Origin of the sequence: Streptomyces sp. NPDC057307 (genome assembly GCF_042667665.1) — a bacterium.
In the GTDB taxonomy this organism is placed as follows: domain Bacteria; phylum Actinomycetota; class Actinomycetes; order Streptomycetales; family Streptomycetaceae; genus Streptomyces.
This window is the reverse complement of sequence record NZ_JBHUZM010000028.1, coordinates 31226-53921: the sequence shown is the minus strand read 5'-3', so window position 1 is coordinate 53921 and position 22696 is coordinate 31226. Positions and strand designations below refer to the sequence as shown.

General features: G+C 71.5%; 21 protein-coding genes. 9 read left to right on the top strand and 12 right to left on the bottom strand.

Annotated features, from left to right (window positions below; all coding sequences use genetic code 11):
• Nucleotides 1-6: 6 nt before the first annotated feature.
• Nucleotides 7-381 (top strand): GntR family transcriptional regulator, encoded by a 375-nt coding sequence (locus tag ACFUN8_RS13635; RefSeq protein WP_069629282.1) that lies wholly within the window; start codon nt 7-9, stop codon nt 379-381.
• A gap of 25 nt (nt 382-406) precedes the next feature.
• Here the strand turns inward: ACFUN8_RS13635 and ACFUN8_RS13630 are convergent, their stop codons facing one another.
• The 7 genes from ACFUN8_RS13630 to ACFUN8_RS13600 form a co-directional block, all read right to left on the bottom strand.
• Nucleotides 407-1267 (bottom strand): ABC transporter permease, encoded by an 861-nt coding sequence (locus ACFUN8_RS13630; protein WP_383635566.1) that lies wholly within the window; start codon nt 1265-1267, stop codon nt 407-409.
• The gene (locus tag ACFUN8_RS13625; protein ID WP_383635563.1) at nt 1227-2156 is read right to left on the bottom strand and encodes an ABC transporter ATP-binding protein; all 930 of its coding nucleotides are present in this window, start codon (nt 2154-2156) and stop codon (nt 1227-1229) included. The genes ACFUN8_RS13630 and ACFUN8_RS13625 overlap by 41 nt, the downstream gene beginning before the upstream one ends.
• Nucleotides 2153-2620: a MarR family winged helix-turn-helix transcriptional regulator gene (locus tag ACFUN8_RS13620; protein ID WP_383635560.1), complete on the bottom strand. Its 468-nt coding sequence runs from the start codon at nt 2618-2620 to the stop codon at nt 2153-2155. The genes ACFUN8_RS13625 and ACFUN8_RS13620 overlap by 4 nt, the downstream gene beginning before the upstream one ends.
• 99 nt (nt 2621-2719) lie before the next feature.
• The gene (locus tag ACFUN8_RS13615; protein WP_383635557.1) at nt 2720-3829 is read right to left on the bottom strand and encodes a DUF5925 domain-containing protein; all 1110 of its coding nucleotides are present in this window, start codon (nt 3827-3829) and stop codon (nt 2720-2722) included.
• Between the two features lie 116 nt (nt 3830-3945).
• A complete protein-coding gene (locus ACFUN8_RS13610) occupies nt 3946-4791 on the bottom strand; it encodes a polysaccharide deacetylase family protein (RefSeq protein WP_383635554.1) in 846 nt (281 codons plus the stop codon).
• Nucleotides 4788-5819: a glycosyltransferase family 2 protein gene (locus tag ACFUN8_RS13605; protein ID WP_383635551.1), complete on the bottom strand. Its 1032-nt coding sequence runs from the start codon at nt 5817-5819 to the stop codon at nt 4788-4790. Before ACFUN8_RS13605 ends, ACFUN8_RS13610 begins: the two co-directional genes overlap by 4 nt.
• Nucleotides 5816-6739: a glycosyltransferase family 2 protein gene (locus ACFUN8_RS13600; RefSeq protein ID WP_383635548.1), complete on the bottom strand. Its 924-nt coding sequence runs from the start codon at nt 6737-6739 to the stop codon at nt 5816-5818. Before ACFUN8_RS13600 ends, ACFUN8_RS13605 begins: the two co-directional genes overlap by 4 nt.
• A 513-nt stretch (nt 6740-7252) precedes the next feature.
• Here ACFUN8_RS13600 and ACFUN8_RS13595 point away from each other — a divergent pair.
• Together ACFUN8_RS13595 and ACFUN8_RS13590 are read left to right on the top strand one after the other, a co-directional pair.
• Nucleotides 7253-8056 carry an SGNH/GDSL hydrolase family protein gene (locus tag ACFUN8_RS13595; protein WP_383635545.1) on the top strand — a complete coding sequence of 268 codons (804 nt, stop codon included), beginning with the start codon at nt 7253-7255 and terminating at the stop codon, nt 8054-8056.
• Nucleotides 8057-8322: 266 nt separating this feature from the next.
• Complete coding sequence (locus ACFUN8_RS13590) at nt 8323-8586, top strand: hypothetical protein (protein ID WP_382567560.1); 264 nt, start codon at nt 8323-8325, stop codon at nt 8584-8586.
• Nucleotides 8587-8819: 233 nt separating this feature from the next.
• Here the strand turns inward: ACFUN8_RS13590 and ACFUN8_RS13585 are convergent, their stop codons facing one another.
• Nucleotides 8820-9602 (bottom strand): ABC transporter permease, encoded by a 783-nt coding sequence (locus ACFUN8_RS13585; protein WP_383635542.1) that lies wholly within the window; start codon nt 9600-9602, stop codon nt 8820-8822.
• Nucleotides 9599-10591, bottom strand: coding sequence for an ATP-binding cassette domain-containing protein (locus tag ACFUN8_RS13580; RefSeq protein ID WP_383635540.1), 993 nt, complete (start codon nt 10589-10591; stop codon nt 9599-9601). The genes ACFUN8_RS13585 and ACFUN8_RS13580 overlap by 4 nt, the downstream gene beginning before the upstream one ends.
• 77 nt (nt 10592-10668) lie before the next feature.
• Between ACFUN8_RS13580 and ACFUN8_RS13575 the strand changes: the two genes are divergently transcribed.
• Nucleotides 10669-11382 (top strand): TetR/AcrR family transcriptional regulator, encoded by a 714-nt coding sequence (locus ACFUN8_RS13575; protein ID WP_383635537.1) that lies wholly within the window; start codon nt 10669-10671, stop codon nt 11380-11382.
• A 28-nt stretch (nt 11383-11410) separates the two neighbouring features.
• On the opposite strand, the gene ACFUN8_RS13570 is transcribed toward ACFUN8_RS13575, so the two are convergent.
• The 3 genes from ACFUN8_RS13570 to hmgA all read right to left on the bottom strand — a co-directional run bounded on the left by ACFUN8_RS13570 (nt 11411) and on the right by hmgA (nt 14827).
• Nucleotides 11411-12616, bottom strand: a complete 1206-nt coding sequence (locus ACFUN8_RS13570) for a type ISP restriction/modification enzyme (RefSeq protein WP_383635533.1) — start codon at nt 12614-12616, stop codon at nt 11411-11413.
• Between the two features lie 89 nt (nt 12617-12705).
• A complete protein-coding gene (locus ACFUN8_RS13565) occupies nt 12706-13455 on the bottom strand; it encodes a GntR family transcriptional regulator (protein ID WP_383635530.1) in 750 nt (249 codons plus the stop codon).
• A gap of 13 nt (nt 13456-13468) precedes the next feature.
• Nucleotides 13469-14827 carry a homogentisate 1,2-dioxygenase gene (gene hmgA, locus ACFUN8_RS13560; RefSeq protein WP_383635526.1) on the bottom strand — a complete coding sequence of 453 codons (1359 nt, stop codon included), beginning with the start codon at nt 14825-14827 and terminating at the stop codon, nt 13469-13471.
• A 236-nt stretch (nt 14828-15063) separates the two neighbouring features.
• Here hmgA and ACFUN8_RS13555 point away from each other — a divergent pair, with 236 nt between their 5' ends.
• The 5 genes from ACFUN8_RS13555 (at nt 15064) to ACFUN8_RS13535 (ending at nt 22690) form a co-directional block, all read left to right on the top strand.
• Nucleotides 15064-15744 carry a TetR/AcrR family transcriptional regulator gene (locus tag ACFUN8_RS13555; RefSeq protein ID WP_383635524.1) on the top strand — a complete coding sequence of 227 codons (681 nt, stop codon included), beginning with the start codon at nt 15064-15066 and terminating at the stop codon, nt 15742-15744.
• A 181-nt stretch (nt 15745-15925) separates the two neighbouring features.
• Nucleotides 15926-18175: a molybdopterin oxidoreductase family protein gene (locus ACFUN8_RS13550; protein ID WP_383635521.1), complete on the top strand. Its 2250-nt coding sequence runs from the start codon at nt 15926-15928 to the stop codon at nt 18173-18175.
• 138 nt (nt 18176-18313) lie between these two features.
• The gene (locus ACFUN8_RS13545; RefSeq protein ID WP_383635518.1) at nt 18314-19744 is read left to right on the top strand and encodes a CitMHS family transporter; all 1431 of its coding nucleotides are present in this window, start codon (nt 18314-18316) and stop codon (nt 19742-19744) included.
• Entirely contained in the window at nt 19744-21111 is a 1368-nt protein-coding gene (locus tag ACFUN8_RS13540; protein ID WP_383635515.1) for an MFS transporter, read from the top strand. The genes ACFUN8_RS13545 and ACFUN8_RS13540 overlap by 1 nt, the downstream gene beginning before the upstream one ends.
• A 214-nt stretch (nt 21112-21325) precedes the next feature.
• The gene (locus tag ACFUN8_RS13535) at nt 21326-22690 is read left to right on the top strand and encodes an ABC transporter ATP-binding protein (RefSeq protein ID WP_383635512.1); all 1365 of its coding nucleotides are present in this window, start codon (nt 21326-21328) and stop codon (nt 22688-22690) included.
• Nucleotides 22691-22696: the final 6 nt, after the last annotated feature.

Genomic DNA, 22696 nt, shown 5'->3' with positions numbered 1-22696 from the left:
AGCCGTGTGACCTTGAGAATCGCCATCGACGACGACGCGGCCGCCGCCCCGTACGAGCAGTTGCGCACCCAGATCTCCGAACTGGCCCGCTCGGGCGCGCTGCCCGTGGGACACAAGCTTCCGACGGTACGCGGCTTCGCCGAGGAACTCGGCCTCGCGGCGAACACCGTCGCCAAGGCATACCGGGCGCTGGAGTCGGACGGGGTGATCGAGACGCGCGGCCGGAACGGCACGTTCGTCGCGGCGGCGGGCGACGCCGCCGACCGCAAGGCGGCGGCCGCGGCCCAGGAGTACGCGGAGCAGGCGCGACGGCTGGGCCTGGCCCGCGCGCAGGCGCTGTCGCTGGCCGAGGACGCGGTGCGGGCGGCGTACTCGCGCTGAAGCGGCACGGGCCCGACGCGCGTGATCATCTCGCCAGCCGGCCCAGCAGCGACGACGCCGCGGTGATGCCCACGAGCGCCGCGAAGATCAGCACCCCGAAATCGAGCAGGAGATGGGACGGCGTGCCCAGCAGCAGCCCGCGCAGCGCGTCCACCTGGTAGCTGAGTGGGTTGATCTTGCTGACCACTTGGAGCCAGCCCGGCATGATCGCCACCGGGTAGAGGGCGTTCGAGGCGAAGAAGAGCGGCATGGTGATGGCCTGGCCGATGCCCATCAGCCGGTCCCGGGTCAGGACGATGCCCGCGATCGTGATCGACAGGCACGAGAAGAAGGCCGAGCCGAGGACCACCACGACCGCGACCCCGAGCAGCTTCAGCGGATTCCAGGTCAGCCCCACCCCGAGGGCGGCGGCGATGACGATCACGACGAGCGCCTGGATCAGCGCCTTCACCCCGGAGGCGAACGCCTTGCCGCTGATCAGCGCGGATCTCGGCGTCGGAGTGACCAGGAGTTTGGTCAGAATGCCGGCGTCCCGCTCCCAGATGATCATGATGCCGTAGAAGATCGCGATGAACATCGCGGACTGGGCGATGATCCCGGGCGCGAGAAAGTCGATGTACGGGATACCGCCGGTGGGGATGGCCCTGATGTGGGTGAAGGTCTCGCCGAAGATCAGCAGCCAGAGGGCGGGCTGGATGGCACGGGTGTACAGCTCGGTGCGGTCGTGGCGCAGCTTCTGGAGTTCGACCACGCACATGGCGACGACCCTGGCGGGCAGTACCCGCCAGCCCGTCCGGGGCGCCGGCGGTACGAGCAGCAGATCGAACCGCTTGGGATCGACGGCCTCAGCCGAGTCGGGACGCCGTCCGTCGGGTGCTCCTGACATCGCTGTAGTCACCTCCTTCCTCGTCCAGCCCCTGGCCGACCACGTCGCGGAAGACGTCCTCCAGCGTCGGGGTGGTGCCGTCGTCCTTCGTGCCCGCCTCACGCGCCTCCGTACGGCGGCGGTCACGCAGTTGGCCACGCAGTTCGTCGGAGGTGCCGAGCGCGTGGATGCGGCCCCGGTGCATCAGCCCGACCCGGTCGCAGTACTGCTCGGCCTCGTCCATGTAGTGCGTCGTCACCAGCACGGTCATGCCGGTGGCCTGCCGCACGGCGTTGATGTGCTCCCAGACGCTGCTCCGGGCGATCGGGTCGAGACCGATCGTCGGCTCGTCCAGCATCAGCAGGCGGGGCGCGCTGACCAGTGCCTGCGCGAGTTCCAGCCTGCGGATCATGCCGCCGGAGTAGGTCTTGGCCATCCGGTCGGCGGCGCCGGTGAGATCGACGACGTCCAGGGCCTGGGCGACCCGCGCGGCACGCTCGCGGCGCGGGACGTCGAAGACGCGGGCGAACAGCGTCACGTTCTCGCGGCCCGTCATCGTGGCGTCGGCGGAGAGCTGCTGCGGTACGTACCCGAGCAGACGCCGTACCGCCATCTTCTCCTTGGCGGCGTCGTGCCCGAACACCTTCACCATGTTCGTGGGGACCGGCAGGAGCGTGGTGATACAGCGGATGGCGGTGGTCTTGCCGGCGCCGTTGGGGCCCAGCAGGCCGAAGATCTCGCCGGTGTGGACGGACAGGTCGAGGCTGTCGACGGCCTTGGTGTCACCGAAGGAGTAGTTCAGCGCGCGACAGCTGACGGCTTCTTCGGCGGCTTCTTCCGCAGCTTCTTCGGCGGCGTCACCGGGGTTTCCGTCGGGGGTTTCGTCGGCGGCGACAGGTCCTCCGGTCATGGCCCCTCCACTTCCGCGTGCAGATTCCCGGCGAGCCTGCGCAGTGCCGGAAGGGCCCCGGCCAGGGCCGAGCGTTCCTCGTCGGTCAGCCGGGCCACCTGTTCGCGCACCAGCGCGGAGCGCCGTGCCTCCCAGTCGGCCAGCCGCGAGGTCGCCGCGGGGGTCGGCATCAGCAGGACGGCCCTGCCGTCGGCCGGATCACTGTCGCGACGCAGATATCCGGCCCGGCTGAGCTGATTGACGAGCGTGGAGACCGAGTTCCCGGCGAGGAACAGCTCCCTCGCCGCGCTCGACACCCGGATTCCGGGGTGGGCCGCGACCAGCCGCAGCAGATCGACCTGCGCGCCGCGCAGTGGCGGGGCCGTCAGGCCGGCCCTCAGCCGCCGCCGAATGGTGCGCTGCACTCCTGCCAGCACATCGGCGAGGGAGTCTGGGAGCGAGTCGGAGAACTCGACCGAAGTCATGCCTTCATTTTAGCTCTGACTGGGAGGAATCGCCCATAAGTGATCAAAGGTGTCGAAGGTGGCGAGTCGGCGAGTGGGCGAGTCGACCGGTTGGGTCACCTACAGATACAGCCCCGCGTCCATGCCCTTCGACTGACCCGGGACCGACGTCGGGCCGCTGCCTCGGCGCAGCGCGAACAACTCGGCCAGCGTCGCGCCCTCCCGGCCCACCGCGCCCTCCCAGTCGCCCTCCTCCCGGCTCAGCCAGCTCTCCGCCTCCGGGCGGGTCAGCGAGCCGACCTCGATACGGGCCAGACAGCGGCCGGGCCTGACGACCGCCGGGTGCAGCCGCTCCAGGTCCTCGTTGGTCGTCACGCCCACCAGGACGTTCCTGCCCTGGCCGAGCAGCCCGTCGGTGAGATTCAGCAGCCGGGAGAGCGCCTGGCCGGCCGTGTGCTTGGCCTCGCCGCGGATCAGTTCGTCGCAGTCCTCCAGGAGCAGCAGTCGCCAGCGGCCCTTCGCCGACCCCTCGTCCTCGCCGATCGCGATGTCCATCAGATAGCCGACGTCGTTGAACAGCCGCTCCGGGTCCAGGACGCAGTCGACCTGACACCAGTCGCGCCAGGACCGGGCCAGCGTCCGCAGCGCCGACGTCTTCCCGGTGCCGGGCGGGCCGTGCAGCAGGAGCAGCCGCCCCGCGATGTCGTCCGGTGTCACCTTCATCAGCCGGTCCATCGCGTCGGCCACCGGCGCCGTGTAGTTGGCTCTGACCTCGTCCCAGGTGCCGGCCGCGATCTGCCGGGTCGTCCGGTGCGGGCCACGCCGGGGCGACACGTACCAGAACCCCATGGTCACGTTCTCCGGCACGGGCTCGGGCTCGTCCTGCGCGCCGTCCGTCGCCTGCGCGTGCACCTTCTCGGCGAGTTCGGAGGTGGTCGCGGTCACCGTGACGTCCGCGCCCCGGTTCCAGCGGGAGATCAGCAGCGTCCAGCCGTCGCCCTCGGCGAGGGTCGCGCTGCGGTCGTCGTCACGGGCCGAGCGCAGCACGGTGGCGCCCGGCGGCAGCAGGGAGACACCGGACTTGACGCGGTCGATGGACGAACTGTGCGAGTGCGGCTGCTCGCCCGTCGCGAAACGCCCGAGGAAGAGCGCGTCGACCACGTCCGACGGCGAGTCGCTGTCGTCGACGTTGAGCCGAATCGGCAGGGCGTCCTGAGGGTTGGCAGACATGCGGCCCATGATCCGGCACGGGCGCCCCCGACGCACGGTGTTTTGCCCGGGGACGCCCCGCTCGCTCCGTAGCCCTCCTCGTTCCTTGTCGACCGTGTCGGCCTTGTCTGTCCGCGTCAGCCCTCGCCGATCCTTCGCGCGGCCCGGCGGGCGCCCCGTACCACCGCGTACGCCTTCGTCAGCGCACGGTCGGCGGCGAGGACACGGCCCGGGGAACGGCCGTCGACCAGGCGCGCGAACGCGTCGATCCCCGTGGAGCGCCGCACCGTGAGCCGTTTCAGGGCGTACGGACCCTGGGCCCGGCGCGCCGGGGCGTTGCCCACGGCCAGTGCCTGAGTGAAACCGGCCGCCCGTACCGCCCGGCGTACGCGGCGGGTGGAGTAGCCGTACGGGTACGCGAACGAGACCGGTGCCGCGCCCAGTTCGGCGGCGACGATCTCCCGGCAGCGCGCCGCCTCGTGGCCCAGCCGACCGTCGTCCACCTGGTCGAGCTGCGGGTGCGTATGGCTGTGGCCGCCGATCTCCACGCCCGCGGCGGCCAGTTGGCGCACCTGGTCCCAGTCGAGCATCGTGTCGAGGGCGCCACCCTCGTCGTACGGGCCGCGCAGCCACCCCGTGGAGACGAACAGGGTTGCGGCGAAGCCGTGTCGGGCCAGGGCCGGCAGGGCGTGCCGGTGCACGCCCTCGTAACCGTCGTCGAACGTGATCAACACCGGCCGCGCCGGCAGCCGCCCCCCGCCCCGCCAGACGGCGGCCAGCGCGGCCGTCGTCAGCGGGGTGAACCCCCGCTCGCCCAGCAGCGCCAACTGCTCGGCGAACGCGTCCGGCGACACGGACAGGGCGCGCACCGACGGGGCAGGACGGTGCGCGAGCGCGTGATACATCAGGATCGGCACGGGCTCCCGCGCGTTCGGTACGGGCTCCACCCCGCCCGGTACCGGCCCCTTCGCGCCCGGACTCATGCCGACACCGACGCGGCGGGCGTGATCGGGCCCGACGAGAACGTCACCGCGCCCCGGCGCGCGCGGGCGCTGCCCACCAGATAGCCCGCCGCCGTCGTCAGTACCCCGGCCACGATCGCGCCGGCCCGCCCCGCGCCGCCGCGTCCCCGCCCCGGCCGGCGCACCGCGTCGCGCAGCCCGCGCGCCACCCCCGCGGGCAGCACCCGTGTGGCATAGCGCCGCTCGGACTCAAGTCCCTTGCCCGCGCCGACACTTCGCGCCACCAGGGCCTTCGAGAGGCCCTCGGCGTAGGCGCGGGTGCGGAAGTACCCGAACCGGGTACGCGCCCGCGGCACCTTGTGGTGGATCACCGCCCGGTCGTCGATCAGCAGTACCGCGTCCGGCAGCGCCCTGCTGAGCCTGATGCACAGCTCCGTCTCCTCGCAGCCCAGCGGACGCTTGTCGCCGTCCCGCCCGATGCCGGTCGCGAAGCCCCCGGCGGAGTCGAACGCGGTACGGCGGAAGGAGGCGTTGCCGCCCAGGACGTTGCGGACCCGCACCTTGCCGGGCGGCAGACCCCGGTACGTACAGCCGACGACCCAGTCGAACTCCTCGGGGAACCAGGCTGGCCGGGCCCCCGTCGACCAGGCGGGCAGCGTCCTGCCGCCGACCGCCATCACCCGGGGATCGCCGTAGCCCGCCGCGAGGTACCGCAGCCAGTCGCGCTCGGCGACGGCGTCGTCGTCCAGGAAAGCCACGAACTCCCCCCGTGCGGCGGCGATCCCGGTGTTGCGGCCGGCGGAGAGGCCACGGGGGCCCGCGTTGGCGAGCACCCGCACCTCCCCGCCGTCCGCCGGTGACAGGGAGGTGTACCGCGCGCGGAGCCGGTCCAGCAGCGCCTCGTTGTGGTCGACCACGAGCAGCGTCTCCGTGGCCGGCATCGACTGACTCCGTACGGAGTCGACGGCGGCGAGGGTGTCCTCCCAGCGCTCCTCCGTGTACGCGCAGACGACCACGGAGAACGAGCGGTGGAGGTGACGGTCGATCAAGACACCTCTCCCTGGCTCGCGACGGTCCCCGCGAGGCCCGTCCGGACGGCGAGCGGGAGCGGCCCGGGAAGCGCCGGCCGGACACCGCGCGGCCGGCGCCGCGCCGCCCTCGGCACGCCCTTCTCCCGGAGGATGACCCTCAGGACCCGCAGTCCGTCCCGTACGGCCCGGAGATTGCTCACGCCGTGGATCCGGTCGTACTCGTGGCTCGGTATCTCCTGCACCTTCAGACCGGCCTTGACGACCCGGATGTTCATCAGGGTCTCGACCTCGAACCCGGTGCAGTCGAGCGTGATCCGGTCCAGGCAGTGCCGCCAGAAGGCGTTGTAGCCGTAGCAGAGGTCGGTGTAGCGGGCGCCGAACTTGGCGTTCACGACCGCGCAGAGCACATGGTTGCCGAGCTTGCGGATCGGTGTCATGTCGTCCGTACCGCCGCCGTTGGCGAACCGCGACCCCTTGGCGAAGTCGGCGCCCGAGACGAGGGCCGACACATAGCTGACGATCTCGTGGCCGTCGGCCGAGCCGTCCGCGTCGATCATCACGATGATGTCGCCGGTGCAGGCGGCGAAGCCGCTGATCAGTGCGTCGCCCTTGCCCTTGCCGCGCTGTTCCACGACCTTGACGTCCGGCCACAGCTCCCGCGCGACGCGGACCGTGCCGTCGGTGGAATTCCCGTCCACCAGGACGACTTCATGGATCCAGTCGGGCAGTGTCTTGAAGACGTACGGCAGATTCTCCGCCTCGTTCATCGCGGGAATCACCACGCTCACGGGCGGCGCGATCGCGAGGTAGGAGGAGATTGGCCGATAACGGCCAGGAAGGTGCCGGTCGTCGAGTCGTCGGTCGTCGAGAACGTCAGCGGAAAACGACACGGCTAACGGATCTTCGCCCGGGGTCGCCGGGCGCAGGAATGAACTCACGGGATCTTTTCCCTCTCCACCGGTGGACCGCCCGCCCCCGGGCGGTCCGGATGATGTGCCGGTTCGAAAGGGGGGTTCTCACCCTGTACGCGACAGCGTGGATCTCCGTGCCTGTCAGGTGAGTTGACAAGATTCGAGCGCCGCGCGGCACCCCCCTACCGCGCCCCGCGCCGGGAGCCGCCGCGACTTCTGAGCCCTCCCCTGAAGTCGCTCTCCATGACGGACCGATGCGGGTGGATGTCCGAAGGTATTGATACTTACGACTGTATGGCAAGGGCTGCGACATGACCGCGCATATTTGCTATTTGGCCTTACTTCGACGGTGGTTTCCGGAACCTCCCTGTTCGGATTTACTCGATCTGTTACGTCACGCGCCCCCGTTCGAGCCAAATCGAGCGGTATACGCGCGTCCATCTGCAATTTGTCACCGGATCTACTTGGCATGGGCACTTCCAGTGAAGTCCCTTGCCTGGTACGAACGTTGAAGCAGAGATCCTGCTCAATGGAGGTTCCATGAAGCTGTCCAGATTCGCCGCGCTCTCGTCCACGCTCCTGCTGGGTGCTGTTCTCGCGTTCACCGGCGCGGGCCAGGTCCAGGCGGCCGAGGCCGCGGCACTCGACTACGTCGCCCTCGGCGACTCCTACTCGTCCGGTCTCGGCGCCGGGCCCTACGACAGCGCGAGCGGCAACTGCAAGCGCAGCAACAAGGCGTACCCGTCCCTCTGGGCCGCCGCCAACGCACCCTCGTCGTTCGCCTTCACCGCTTGCTCGGGCGCTCGTACGGGTGATGTGACCGGGAGCCAGCTCGGGCCGGTGAACTCGGGGACCGACCTCGTCAGCATCACCGTCGGCGGCAACGACGCCGGCTTCGCCGACGTCATGACCACCTGCGTCCTCCAGTCCGAGGCCAGCTGCGTGGCGCGCGTGAACACCGCGCGGGCCTACGTGGACAACACGCTGCCCGGCCAGCTGGACACCGTCTACAACGCGATCAGCGCCAAGGCACCGGCCGCCGAGGTCGTCGTCATCGGCTACCCCCGCTTCTACCAGCTCAACGGCACCTGCGTGGTCGGCCTGACCGAGCGTGAGCGCAGCGCCATAAACGGTGCCGCCGACCACCTCAACACCCTGCTCGCCAAGCGCGCCGCCGACCACGGCTACCGCTTCGCGGACGTCACCGGTCCCTTCACCGGTCACGAGATCTGCTCGCCGTCGACCTGGCTGCACAGCGTCACGTTCCCGATCGGCGAGTCCTACCACCCCACGGCCCAGGGCCAGTCGGGTGGTTATCTGCCGGCCTTCTCTTCGGCCGTCTGACCCAATCGCGGATCGTACGAACTGACCGCCGGGCCGATGCCTGTCCGTCCGTCCCTCGGGGCGGGCGGGCAGGCATCGGTGTTCGATCCGGTCGAACCATTCGGTGGTCGATTGTCCAACTCGCCCTGGAATACAATGGATTCACCGGGCGGACTGCCATCCCCAACGGGTGCTGTCAATCCCTGAGGCGGGATACACGTGTGTCCCATGGGGGCGATAGGGTTAACCTGCCCGAGCCGGGTGCCCTCGTACGGGTGGGGAGTGACATGGATCAGATAACGGTGCACAGCAGGGCGCGAGTCCCTGCCATCACATGTGGGAGCAGCGCGACCAGTTCACGGCTCGACCGTCATCTGTCGGTGCTGGGCGGCCCCGCCGTCCCGCAGCGCGAGACGGCCGAGGCGACGATGCTGATGCGGGAGTTGACCTCGCGGGACGAGGTACGGACCCGTAAGAGCAAGAGCGCGCGTGTCTCCCTGTTCGCACCGCTCAGGCGGCTGCGACGGTCCCTCTTCGGCAGCCGCCGCTGACCTCAGCCGGTCGGCGGTCGCCGACCCCCGGACAGCGCTCGGACGATCACACCGTCCCGACGCAGCGCCGCTCTCCGCTCGCCCGTCACTCCCAGGGCCGGCGGCGGTGCGTCGGTGTGCTCGCCGAGTGCCGGGACTGTCCCCCAGCGGTGTCGCCTTCTCACCACCCGGCAAAGTGAACCGGCGGCAATCGGCAACGGGACAGCGGCGGTCGGCGGTGCGGCGGCGAGCCGCTATTCGCCGTTCCCGGTGTATCTGCGGACCGTCAGCGGCACGAACACCACCAGGATCAGCAGACCCCAGAGCAGCGCCCCCGCCACCGGATTGGCCAGCGGCCAGGCCGCGTCGGGGTTCGGCGGCGCGTTGCCGCACAGATCGCGTACGGCGGCGGCGACCGCGCTGATCGGATTCCACTCGGTGACCGGGCGGAGCCAGCCCGGCAGTCCGTCCGTGGGGATGTACGCGTTCGAGAGCAGCGGCAGGACGAAGGTGACGCTGCCCAGTTGACCGGCGATCTCCTCGTTGCGGATGAGCAGCCCGAGATACGCGCCGACCCAGTTGGTCGCGAAGCGGAAGAGCAGCAGCAGACCGAAGGCCCCGAGCGCGCCCGGTACACCTCCCTCGATCCGCCAGCCCACCGCGAGGCCCACCAGCACCAGCGGCACCATGCCGACCGCCGTGGTGACCAGATCCGCCGCCGTCTGGCCCAGCGGTACGGCGACCCGGCTCATCGGCATCGTGCGGAACCGGTCCATCACGCCGCGCTGTGCGTCCTGCGCGGACTGGAACATGCCGGTCATCATGCCGCCGGCCGCCGTCGCCGCGAGCAGCCCCGGCACCAGGAAGGCGCGGTACTCCTGGCCCGGTGTCGCGAGCGCGCTGCCGAAGACGAAGCCGAAGAACAGCAGCATCGTGATCGGCATGGTCTGGGTCAGGATCACCACGCCGGGGGAGTGCCTGATGCGCTGGAGATGGCGGCCGAGGACGGCCGTGCTGTCGTGGGCGACGGTGCTCACGCGGCACGCTCCTCGGTGGTCCCACGGGCGGTACGGGGCGTACTCGCGCCACCGGTCAGCCGCAGGAACGCCTCGTCCAGCGTCGGCGGCCGCAGGCTCGCGTCGACCACCGGCACCCCGGCCGCGTCCAGTTCGCGGACGATCCGGGGCAGGGTCAGCGCCCCGTCGGTCGCCACGGCCCCCACCGCCCGGCGCTCCCGGTCGATCACCGGCTCGGCGCCGGTCAGTCGGTCGAGCACGCCCGCCGCGGTGACGAAGACCGCCTCCGTGGCGTCGTCGGCCACCACCACCTCGGCGTACGACCCGATACGGGACTTCAGCTGGGCGGGTGTGCCCCGGTGCGCCGCCCGGCCGTGATCGATCAGCACGATGTCGTCGGCCAGCCGGTCGGCCTCCTCCAGATACTGGGTGGTGAGCAGGACGGTCGTGCCCCCGTCGGCCAGCTCACGTACCGCCGTCCAGATCTGGCCGCGGCTCCGCGGGTCGAGCCCGGTCGTCGGCTCGTCGAGGAAGAGCACCCGGGGCCTGGTGAGCAGGCTCGACGCCAGGTCGAGGCGGCGGCGCATACCGCCGGAGTAGGTGCGGGCGGCCCGGTCGGCCGCCTGGTCGAGTTCGAACCGTTCCAGCAGCTCGTCCGCGCGGGCCCGGCCCGTCGCCCCCCGCAGCCGGAGCAGTTTCGCGAACAGCCGGAGATTCTCCCGGCCGGTCAACTCGCTGTCGACGGAGGCGTACTGGCCCGCGACGCCGATCGCCGCGCGGACCGCCGCCGCCTCCGTCGCGATGTCGTGCCCGGCGACGCGGGCGGATCCGGCGTCGGGCGCGCTGAGCGTGGTGAGGACGCGAACGGCGGTGGTCTTGCCCGCGCCGTTCGGCCCCAGCACCCCGCAGACGGTGCCCGGCGCGACGGCGAGATCCAGACCACGCAGGGCGTGGACCGCACCGAACCGCTTCTCCAGACCTTCACTAAGTACAGCGTACGTAGTATTCATGCGGCTCACCGTACCCCACTACGTACGGTGTACGTAACAAGGCTTCTGGGGGAGAATGGCGGACGAGGTGATGACCGATGGCGGGGCGACCTGCTGAACCCGAAGTGATCTGGTCGCGTCCCGAGCGCGCCGCACGTGGCCCCAGGCCCGCGCACACCCGCGCCGAGATCGCGGCCGTCGCCGTACGCGTCGCGGACGACGACGGCATGGACGCCGTCTCCATGCGCCGGGTCGCCGGGGAGCTGGGCTGCGGCACGATGTCGCTGTACAACTACGTGCCGCGCAAGGAGGACCTGTACGAGCTGATGGTCGACCTCGTCGCCGAGGAGCACGAGCTGCCGGAGCGCCCCACCGGCGACTGGCGCGCCGATCTCACGGCGCTCGCCCACCGGGCGCGGGCCATCATGCGGCGCCATCCGTGGATGTCGCGCCTCATGCAGTCGGCCTACGGCTTCAGCCCGAACTCGATGAAGTTCCTCGAATTCAGCCTGTGGTGCCTGGATCCGCTCGACCTCCCGTACGGGCGCAAGGTCGAGCTGGTGGCCATGGTGAACGGCGTCGTCACCACCTATGTCGCCAACGAGCTGCAGACCGCCGAGCGCACCCGCTCACTGCCCTGGCCCGCCGAGCGGGAGCACGAGATCCGGATGGCGTATCTGGAGAAGCAGATCGCCACGGGGCGGTACCCCCGGCTGGCGGCGGCCTTCGCGGAGGACTCGGGGCCGGTCGACATGGAGGCCGTCTTCGACCGGGCGCTGAGCCGGGTGCTGGACTCGTTCGGGGGCGGCTGACGCCGGCCGCCCGCCGTCGCCGTACGGCTCAGATCAGGGCGAACTGCCCGTCCGGGCCCTCCTCGTGATGGTCGAGTACGGAGGCGGGGCGCCGGGCCGCGTCCGGGACCGGCAGCACACCGGCGGCCCGCAGCTCGTCGGGTCCGATGACCGGCCCGTTGTCCAGCGCCTCGCTCAACTCCCGCTGCCGGGGCCGCACTTCGGCGAGCAGCGCGAGTACGGTGATCAGCTCCAGCAGCTCCGAGGTCCACTCCTGCGGCCAGGCGCGCGGGCCGATCGCCTCCAGGGTGCCCGGCTCCGGGGGTGAGGTACGCCGCTCGAACCACAGCTCGATCATCCGGACACCGCCGACCTGGAAGTCCCACGCCTCGGCCGGCACGGGTGAGATCCGGCCGTCACCCAGGTGGAGCGTCTCGTCCTCGGAGTCGTAAACGATGGTCGTGGGCCGGGCGGGGATCGCGGCGCGTACGTACGGGCGCCGGCCACCCGGCAGCCGATGGCGCTCCCCGCCGCGCGCGCCGCGCAGTTGGACGCCGGTGAGCAGGGCGCCGAGCGCCACGCCGGTGGTCCAGAGGTCCGGGTCCGCGGTCAGCGGGACCACACAGCCGCGCGGCGAGGGCCGGGCCGCCGCGACCGCCCAGTCGAGCAACTGGCGTGCGGTGACCTCGTGTCCGAGGCGCGCGGACAGCGACTCCAGGAGCCCGGGCGTCAGATTGGGCTCCGTGCCGCCCGGCCGCCGGAACAACGGCCGGATCCGGCCGGGCCGCCCGGCGGGGGAGCGGCCGTCCGGCAGCAGGGCGCTGACCAGCAGCGCCGGACCGGCGGCTCCGGGGACGAACCCCTGCTCCACGGCGAAGAGCTGACGTTCGTCGGCGACCCGCCACAGCTCCGGCCTGGCCGCGTCGATCAGCCGGTGGTCGGGGATCAGATACCGCTCGTCGAACGGACCGTGCCCCACCCGCAACGGCGTCGGACACCGCCCGGACTCCCGCGCGAACCTCCCCGTGCCGGTCAGTTGCCCCGGCAGCGCGGTGACCGCGCTCTGCGGCGTACGGGACCGGGTCGGGCGGAAGAGCGCCGTACGCTGGGCTCCCGTGGCCCGTATCAGCGTGTCCCAGCGCGCGGTGAGCGAGGCGGCGTCGGGGGCCAGGATCCAGCCGCGGCCGAGCCGCAGCGGCGCCACCGACCACGGCATGAGGTCGCTCAGCAGCGGGGCCGTCGTCGGGGCCGTCATACGGGCACACCCCTCCCGGTCCGTTACGTGCCGTCGGCGAAAGCGTACCGACCGGGCCCGCCGGGCAGTGGCTCAGCCGTTCTGTCGCGTCAGTCCGTCTCCATCGTGACCGAGAAGGAGAAACGGTCGCCCCGGTAGCGGATCCTGGCCACGTCCACGACCTGGCCGTCCGCGTCGTACGTGACCCCCGTGTAGTGCAGGATCGGGCTGAGCAGCGGCACCTGGAGCAGGTCGGCCGTGGCCGGGTCGGCGAGCGTGGCCTCCACCGTGTCAGTGATCCGGCCGATCTTCACCCCCAGCACGTCGCGCAGCACCTTGGTCATCGGCCAGCGCTCCAGATCGCCCGGATCGAGCCGGTCCGCGACCTCCGTACGCAGCGCGTTCTCGGCCCAGTTGGTCGGCTCACCGCTCTCGCCGTCGCGGCGCAGCCGCCGGTAGAGGCCCACCTCGTCGACGCCCGGGAAGTACTCGGCCAGTTCGCCGGGCACCGGCGCCCGGCCGTGACCGATCACCGACGTCCGCTCGCCCGACTGCTGGGCCACGACCGCGTCGACCGAGCCGAGCAGCCGGCGGGGCGCACCGCGCCGGGCGCCCGGTTCGATGAAGGTGCCGCGCCGCCGGTGCCTGCTGATCAGGCCCTCCTGCTCCAGCTCCTTGAGCGCCTGACGCATCGTCAGGACGCTGACGCCGTAGTGCCCGGCCAACTGCTCCTCCGTGGGGAGGCGCAGCGGATCGTGCGGGCGCCGGCCGAGTATGGAGGCCCGCAGCGACTGCGAGACCTGGTACCAGAGCGGCAGCTTGCGGTTGAGGACCAGCGAATCGGGGGCGAATGCGGTCACGGCGGGCTCCGGGTCAGGGTCTGTCGGTGGGGGCCGGGCCGGAAGTTGGCCTGAAGTGGCGCTCCAGACCCTGCCACACGTTGTCGTAACCCGACTGAAGGTGTCCGGCCGTCGCGGCCTGGGCGGTGGCGGTCACCGGCCAGCGCGTCTCGAACATGAACGCCAGTCCGTCGTTGATCCGCTGCGGTTTCAGCTCGGCGGCGCTTGCCCGGTCGAACGTCTCCCGGTCGGGCCCGTGCGCCGACATCATGTTGTGCAGCGAACCGCCGCCGGGGACGAAACCCCCCTTGCCGGCTGTCTTGGCGTCGTACGCGCCCTCGATCAGGCCCATGTACTCGCTCATCACATTGCGGTGGAAGTACGGCGGCCGGAACGTGTTCTCGCCGACCAGCCAGCGCGGCGCGAAGACGACGAAGTCGACTCCCGCCAGACCCGGCGTGTCGGACGGCGAGGTCAGCACCGTGAAGATCGACGGATCGGGGTGGTCGTAGCTGATGGTGCCGATCACATTGAACCGGCGCAGGTCGTAGACGTACGGCAGATGATTGCCGTGCCAGGCGACGACATCGAGCGGGGAGTGGTCGTACGTCGCGGTCCACAGATTCCCGCAGAACTTGTTGACCACCTCCGTCGGGCGCTCGACGTCCTCGTAGGCGGCGACGGGAGCGCGGAAGTCCCGCGCGTTCGCCAGGCCGTTGGCGCCGATCGGGCCGAGGTCGGGCAGGACGAAGGGGCGGCCGTAGTTCTCGCAGACGTAACCGCGCGCCGTGTCGTCCAGCAGCTCGACCCGGAAGCGCACGCCGCGCGGGATCAGCGCCACCTCGCCGGGACGGGCGGCGAGCAGGCCGAACTCCGTGACGATCAGCAGCCCGCCCTGCTCCGGCACGATCAGCAGCTCACCGTCGGAGTCGCTGAACACCCGGTCGGACATGGGGGAGTTGGCGTGATAGAGGTGCACGGCCATGCCCGCGCGCTGCGCGGCGTCGCCGTTGCCCCCGAGCGTCCAGAGACCGGCCAGGAAGTCCGTGCCGGGCGCGGGGGCCGGCAGCGGGTTCCAGCGCAGGCGGTTGGGGTCGGGCACGGACTCGGTGAACGGCGCGCCGCGCAGGGTGCCGTTGTCGGTCCGGGTGAACGGCGGGTGCGCCGCCGACGGGCGGATCCGGTAGAGCCAGGAACGGCGGTTGTGCGCGCGGGGCTCGGTGAAGGCGCTGCCGCTCAACTGCTCCGCGTACAGGCCGAGCGGGGCTCTCTGCGGCGAGTTCCGCCCCACGGGCAGGGCGCCCAGGACGGCCTCCGAGCTGTGCTCGTTGCCGAAACCGGTGGCGTACGCCAGGCCCTCGGCGGTCTTCCGCGCCTGCTCGATGCCGCTCATCGTCGCTCCCCGTGTCGCCGGTCCTGCCACCGGTCGTGCCGCTGTGCTGCCGGACAGTGAATCCTATGGTCCACCGTAGGATTCCTTCGGTGGCGCGTCAACGGGGACAGGCACGTTGGATCACGTTGTCCGAAAGAGACGCCTGGACGAACAGAAGTACGTTCGCGCCGTCTCGAACAGCGGCCCGCCACAAGGGAGACTCGAAGGGCCGCAACCACCGCACATCTCGCCGAAGGATGGGCCAGCCCGTGTACGGAGTCAGCGCCGGCACCCACGACGGCCTCCGCAGGGTCCCCGTGCAGCAGCGCAGCGCGGCGCGTCTGGCCCGGATCCTCGACGCCTGCGCCGAACTGCTCGACGAGACCGGCTACGAGGAGCTGTCCACCCGCGCCGTCGCCACCAGGGCGGGCGTACCCATCGGATCCGTGTACCGCTTCTTCGGCAACAAGCGCGCCATGGCCGACGCGCTCGCCCGGCGCAATCTGGACAGCTACGCCCGGCGCGTCGAGCGCCGGCTCGCCGCGATCCCGGCCGCCGACTGGCGGGCGGCGATCGACGCGGTGCTGGACGAGTACCTGGCCATGAAGCGCACCGTGCCCGGCTTCGGGCTGGTCGACTTCGGCGCCAGGATCCCGGCGGGCCCGCCCGGTCCGGCCCCGGCCCCGGCCACCGACGACGACGACGGCGAGCCGGTGCGGGACGCCAACCACCGCGTCGCGGACCGCCTCACCACGCTGCTCGCCGCGCAGCTGCGCCGGGCCCCGGACCCCGTGCTGTGCCGGATGGTCCTGGTCGCCGTCGAGGCGGCGGACGCGCTGCTCCAACTCGCCTTCCGTACGGACCCGTCGGGCGATCCGGACCTCATCGCCGAGACACGGGAGCTGATCCGCGCCTATCTGGCACGGACCCTGGACTGAGCGGGCCGGGCCTCCCCGGCCCGTCCGGCGCATGGGGGCGAACCGCCACCGGACGGACCGGTCGGCGTGCCGGGCGGCGGCACCCACGGCGTACGTCACCGGCGGACCCCTTCCCTCATCCGTACCGGTCGGTATGCTCGGCGGCAGCCCGTGCGCCGTCGCCGCCGCCCCTGGAGGACCCATGCCGCCCACCGGCCCCGCCCGCACCGCCCTGCGCGTCTGCCCCCTCTGCGAGGCCACCTGCGGACTGACCCTCACCATCGAGGGGAGCACGGTCACCGGCGCGCGCGGCGACCGCGACGACGTGTTCAGCAAGGGCTTCATCTGCCCCAAGGGCGCCTCCTTCGGCGAGCTGGACGCCGACCCCGACCGGCTGCGCACCCCGCTGATCCGGGTGAACGGCGAACTGAGGGAGGGCAGTTGGGACGAGGCGTTCGACCTGATCGCCGCCCGGCTGCGCCCGCTGATCGAGGAGCACGGCCCCCAGTCCGTCGGCGTCGTCCTCGGCAACCCCAACGTCCACACCATGGCCGGCGCCCTCTACCCGCCCGTCCTGCTGGGCATCCTCCGCACCCGTAACCTCTTCACCGCCTCCACCCTCGACCAGATGCCGAAACACGTCTCGTCCGGTCTGCTCTTCGGCGACGCCCTCGCGATTCCCGTGCCCGACCTGGACCGCACCGACCATCTGCTGCTCCTGGGCGCCAACCCGCTGGACTCCAACGGCAGTCTCTGCACCGCGCCCGACTTCCCCGGCAAACTCAAGGCTCTGCGCCGGCGCGGCGGCACCCTCACCGTCGTCGACCCGCGCCGTACCCGCACCGCGCGCCTCGCCGACCGGCACCTCGCCATCCGGCCGGGCACCGACGCCCTGCTGCTCGCCGCCCTCGTCCAGGTCCTGTTCGACGAGCGGCTCACCGACCCCGGCGCCCTCACCGACCACCTGGAGGGAATGGACGAACTCCGGTCAGCGGTAAGTGACTTCACGCCCGAAGCCGTCGCGGCGGCCTGCGACCTGGACGCCGAGGCGATCCGTACCCTCGCGCGCGAACTCGCCGCGGCGCCCACCGCAGCCGTCTACGGACGCATCGGCAGCTGCACCGTGGAGTACGGCACACTCGCCAGCTGGCTCATCGACGTCCTGAACGCCCTCACCGGCAATCTCGACCGGCCGGGCGGCGCCCTCTTCCCGCTCTCCGCCACCGACCCCGCGCCCCGCCCGGCCGCCCCCGGCAAGGGATTCGCGCTCGGCCGCTGGGCCAGCAGGGTCGGCGGCCACCCGGAGGCCAAGGGCGAGCTGCCCATCGCCGTCCTCGCCGAGGAGATCGAGACGCCCGGCGACGGGCGGATCCGCGCGGTGATCGCCCTCGCGGCCAACCCCGTGCTCTCCGCGCCCGACGGCAGCCGCCTCGACCGGGCGCTGAACGGCCTCGACTTCATGGTCAGCGTCGACCCGTACCTCAACGAGACGTCGCGGCACGCGGACGTCGTACTGCCCCCGCCGCCCCCTTCGCAGAGCGCCCACTTCGACTTCGCCTTCAACGGCTTCGCCGTACACGACCAGGTCCGCTACAGCCCGCCCGCCGTCCCCTTGGCGGCAGGGCTGATGGACGAGTGCGAGATCCTGGCGCGGCTGGTGCTGGCCGTGGGCGGGATGCACGGGGCGGATCCGTCGGCCGTGGACGACCAGGTGATCGACCGGACGCTCGGCAAGGCCGTCGCCGACCCGCTGTCACCCGTGCACGGACGTGACCCGAAGGAACTCGCCGCGGAACTGGCCGCCGGCCTCGTCCGGGCCGGCGGTCCTCAGCGGCGGCTCGACCTGATGCTGCGCCTGGGCCCGTACGGCGACGGCTTCGGCGCCGACCCGGCGGGGCTCACCCTCGCCCGGCTCGCCGACCGGCCGCACGGCATCGACCTCGGACCGCTGAAGCCCCGGATCCCCGGACTGCTCAAGACCCGCAGCGGGCGCGTCGAACTCCTCCCCGAGCCGATCGCCGCCGACCTGCCCCGGCTGCGCGCCGCGCTCACCGACGTGCCCGCGTCCCTGGTCCTCGTCGGCCGCCGCCATCTGCGCTCCAACAACAGCTGGATGCACAACGTGCCCACGCTCAACGGCGGTTCGAACCGCTGCACCGTCCAGGTCCACCCCGACGACGCCGCGAGGCTCGGCCTCGCGGACGGCGGACCGGCGCGGATCACCACGGAGGCGGGCGAGATCACGATCCCCGTGGAGATCACCGACACGGTCCGGACCGGGGTCGTGAGCGTGCCGCACGGCTGGGGGCACGACCGGCCCGGCACGCGGATGGCGGTGGCCCACGCGCGGCCGGGCGTCAACGTCAACCAACTGCTCGACGGCAGCCGGCGCGACCCGCTGTCCGGGACGTCCGTCCTCAACGGTTTTCCGGTCGAGTTGGCCCCCGCCTGACCAGCACCCTTCGCTGACCTGGGGTTTTGCGCGTATTGCTCACAGGTCAACACCTTGTTAACGCGAGGAAACGGCACCTAACGTCAGCCGCACCGCCGATCCGGGTGGGAGTTCAACGGTGAACGTGAGGTACCCCAGATGCTGACAATCCTCGGATTCGTCATGATCGCCACCTTCCTGGTGCTGATCATGACGAAGAAGATGTCCCCGATCGCGGCGCTCGTGCTGATCCCCGCGCTGTTCTGCGTCCTGGTCGGCCAGGGCGCGAACCTGGGGGACTACGTCATCGAGGGAGTCGGCGAACTGGCGCCGACCGCGGCGATGCTGATGTTCGCCATCGTCTACTTCGGTGTGATGATCGACGTCGGTCTCTTCGACCCGATCGTGCGGGGCATCCTGCGCTTCTGCCAGGCCGACCCGATGCGCATCGTGGTCGGTACGGCCCTGCTCGCGGCGATCGTCTCGCTCGACGGCGACGGCTCGACCACCTTCATGATCACCGTCTCGGCGATGTATCCGCTCTACAAGCGGCTGAAGATGAGCCTGGTCGTGCTGACCGGTGTCGCCGCCACCGCGAACGGCGTCATGAACACCCTTCCCTGGGGCGGCCCCACGGCGCGGGCGGCCACCGCGCTGAAGGTGGACGCCACCGACATCTTCGTCCCGATGATCCCCGCGCTCGCCGTCGGACTGCTCGCCGTCTTCGTACTCGCCTACGTCCTGGGGCTGCGCGAGCGCAAGCGTCTCGGCATGCTCACGCTGGACGAGGTGCTGGAACCGGTGACCGAGACCGTGCTGGTCGAGGCCGGAGGCGGCAGCGCTGCCAAGGAAGCCGAGCCGGCCCACAAGGGCGGCGGCGCCGATGGCGGGGGCAGCGCCTCCGGCGACACGGGCGCCGACGCCCAGGAGCCCGCGGACGACGACGACTTCCAGGGCCTCGACCCCAACCGCTCGACCCTGCGCCCCCGCCTCTACTGGTTCAACGCCGGACTCACCCTCGTCCTGCTCACCGCGATGATCATGCAGCTCATGCCCATCCCGGTCCTCTTCCTGCTCGGCGCCGCACTCGCCCTCACCGTCAACTTCCCCTCCATGACCGACCAGCGGGCCCGGATCGCCGCCCACGCCGACAACGTCCTGAACGTCTCCGGCATGGTCTTCGCGGCAGCCGTCTTCACCGGCGTCCTGACCGGCACCGGTATGGTCGAACACATGGCTGACTGGCTGGTGAGCGCCGTCCCCGAGGGCATGGGCCCGCACATGGGAATCGTCGCCGGAGTGCTGAGCCTGCCCCTCACGTACTTCATGTCGAACGACGGCTTCTACTTCGGCGTCCTGCCCGTCCTCGCCGAGGCGGGCGCCGCGCACGGCGTCTCCCCGCTGGAGGTCGCCCGCGCCTCGATCGTCGGCCAGCCGCTCCACATGTCGAGCCCGCTCGTCCCCGCCGTGTACGTCCTCGTCGGCATGGCCAAGGTCGAATTCGGCGACCACACCAAGTTCACCGTCAAATGGGCCGTACTCACCTCGCTCGTCGTCCTCGCCGCCGCGATCCTCTTCGGCATCATCTGATGGCGGCGGGGGACCGACGCTGGCTGCTCCGCCTCGTCATCGCCTTCGCCTTCTCCCAGGCCGCCGTGTCGATGGCACGGCCGGCCGTCTCCTACCGGGCCCTCGCCCTCGGCGCCGACGAGCGGGCGGTCGGCGTCATCGCGGGTGTGTACGCGCTGCTGCCGCTCTTCGCCGCCGTACCGCTGGGGCGCAGGACCGACCGGGGGCGCTGCGTTCCGCTCCTGGCCGTCGGTGCCGCGTTCATCGGCGTGGGCTGCGGGCTCAGCGGTACGGCGGGGTCACTGGCCGCGCTCGCCGCCTGGAGCGGAGTGATGGGCCTCGGCCATCTCTGCTTCGTCATCGGCGCGCAGTCCATCGTCGCGCGCCGCAGCTCACCGGCCGAACAGGACCGCGACTTCGGGCACTTCACCATCGGCGCGTCGCTCGGCCAGCTCGTCGGGCCCGTCGCCGCCGGGCTGCTGGTCTCCGGCCACGACGGGGCGATGGGGCGTACGAGCGCGCTGGCCCTGGTCGTATCGGCCGGGGTCGCGGCCGTCTCCCTCACCTGCCTGCGGCGGATAGAGGCGCCGCTCACGCCGGCCGCCGCGCCGGACGGGACGGGCGGGACGGGCGGGCGGAGCGGGAGGGACAAGCGGAGTGGGAAGGGCAAGGCCGCCGGGAAAACCCCCTCGCCCAAGCCCGGCAAGGTGTCCGTGTGGCACATCCTGCGCACCCGTGGCGTCCCCAGCGGCATCCTCGTCAGCCTGGCCGTGCTCTCCGCGACGGACATCCTCACCGCGTACCTCCCCGTCATCGGTGAGGACCGGGGCATCTCCCCGACGACGATCGGTGTGCTCCTGAGTCTGCGGGCCGCCGCCGCGATCGCCTGCCGTCTGGTGATGACGCCGATGATCCAGCGGGTGGGGCGTACGGTCCTGCTCACCGTCTCCTGTCTGCTCGGCGGGCTGCTGTGCGCGGGGATCGCGCTGCGCGTGCCGGTGTGGGGGCTGGCCCTGATGCTCGTGGCGCTCGGTTTCTGCCTCGGCGTCGGCCAGCCGCTGTCGATGACGACCGTCGTCCGGGCCGCGCCCGAGGAGGCCCGCTCCACCGCCCTCGCGCTCAGGCTCACGGGCAACCGCCTCGGGCAGGTCGCCGCCCCCGCGTCCGCCGGGCTCGTCGCCGGAGTCGCGGGCACCGGCGCGCCGTTCATGATGCTCGGGGTGCTGCTGCTGGGCGCGGCGGGCCTCGGCGTACGGAGCACCCCACGCGACCCGGCGCCGACCCCGGCTCCATCGGCCCCACCGGCACCGGCGACCCCAACTCCCGCTCCTGCGAAGGCCCTTGAGGGACCGTCCGTATCCGCCCAGGAGTGCCGCGACCGCCGCTGAGCCGACGTCGTCCCGTATCGCTCCTCTGAACGACAGGTCCTACGACTCCTGTCCGGCCGCCGCCCCCTGCATCTGCCGTACCGCCTGCGCCGCGTACCCGCCGTGTATCGCCCCAGGTGCCACCTGTGCCGCCGCAAGTCATTCCCTGACCCCGCGTAGTCGGCTAACTTCAGGCTCCGCAGGCGCTCAACCTCACCTTCCGGGCGGAACCCTCATGACTCGCGCCATCTCTCTGCACAGTGTCAGCAAGGTGTACGGACGGGCCACACGTGCCGTCGACCGGCTTTCTCTGGACATCGACCCCGGCGAATTCGTCGTGCTGCTCGGTCCCTCGGGCTGCGGCAAGTCCACCGTGCTGCGCATGATCGCGGGTCTGGAGGACATCACCGAGGGGGAGTTGCTGCTCGACGGCGTGCGCTCCAACCTGATGCCACCCCGCGAGCGCGGCATGGCGATGGTGTTCCAGAACTTCGCGCTCTACCCGAGCATGACCAACCGCGACAACATCGGTTTCCCCCTGCGCCTGGAGAACCCCCGGCAGGACAGCTCCGAGCGGATCGAGGCCACCGCCCGGATGCTCGGCATCGAGAACGTCCTGGACCGCTACCCCAGCCAGCTCTCCGGCGGCGAGCGGCAGCGCGTCGCGATGGGCCGCGCCATCTCACGGCGCCCCTCGGCCTTTCTCATGGACGAGCCGCTGTCGAATCTGGACGCCAAGCTGCGCAACCACCTCCGGGCCGAGATAGCCCAGCTGACCGCCGAGTTGGGCGTCACGACGGTCTATGTGACCCACGATCAGGCCGAGGCGATGTCACTCGGCGACCGCGTCGCCGTGATGCGCGGCGGGGTGCTCCAGCAGGTCAGCTCACCGCGCGAGGTGTACGCGCTGCCGCGCAACGTCTTCGTCGCCGCCTTCATCGGCACCCCGCGCATCAATCTGCTCCAGGCCGTCGTCTACGCGCCCCTCGAAGGCCGCATGTCGATCGACCTCGGCCGGCAGCGCCTGCCGCTGCCCGAACCGCTCAGCCCCGACCACCAGTTGCTCCGGATCCAGCAGGGCCGGCAGATCATCGTCGGCCTGCGCTCCGAGGCGGCGCGCATCGCCCCGCCGAGCCAGGCGCGCCCCGGCGAGGTGGCGCTGAGCGGCATCGTCGAACACGTGGAGTACCAGGGGCACGAGGCGCTGGTGCATCTCAACACCGGTTCGCAGCCCGCCGTGGTGCCCGACCTGGAGTCGCCCCGGCCGAGGTCGGCCCCGCGCCGCCGCCGTGCCGGACCGGGCGTCCTGGAGCGGCTGAGGGAACGGGCCGCCGCGCATGTCCCCGGCCGGGTGCCCGCCAATGTCTCGGGTCCCGTCGTGGTGCTGGACGACCCGGAGCCGGAGACCCCCGCCACGTACACCCCCGACCGCCCCGCGATCACGGCGAGCGATCTCGTCGTACGGACCGGCCCCGACATGCGCCTGCGTACGGGGGCGCAGGTGCCGCTCCTGGTCGACCTGGCGCATCTCTACGTCTTCGACCACTACGGCCGGCGGATCTGTCCCGCGCCGATGGACATGCCCGGCCTCGACATGTGACCCGCG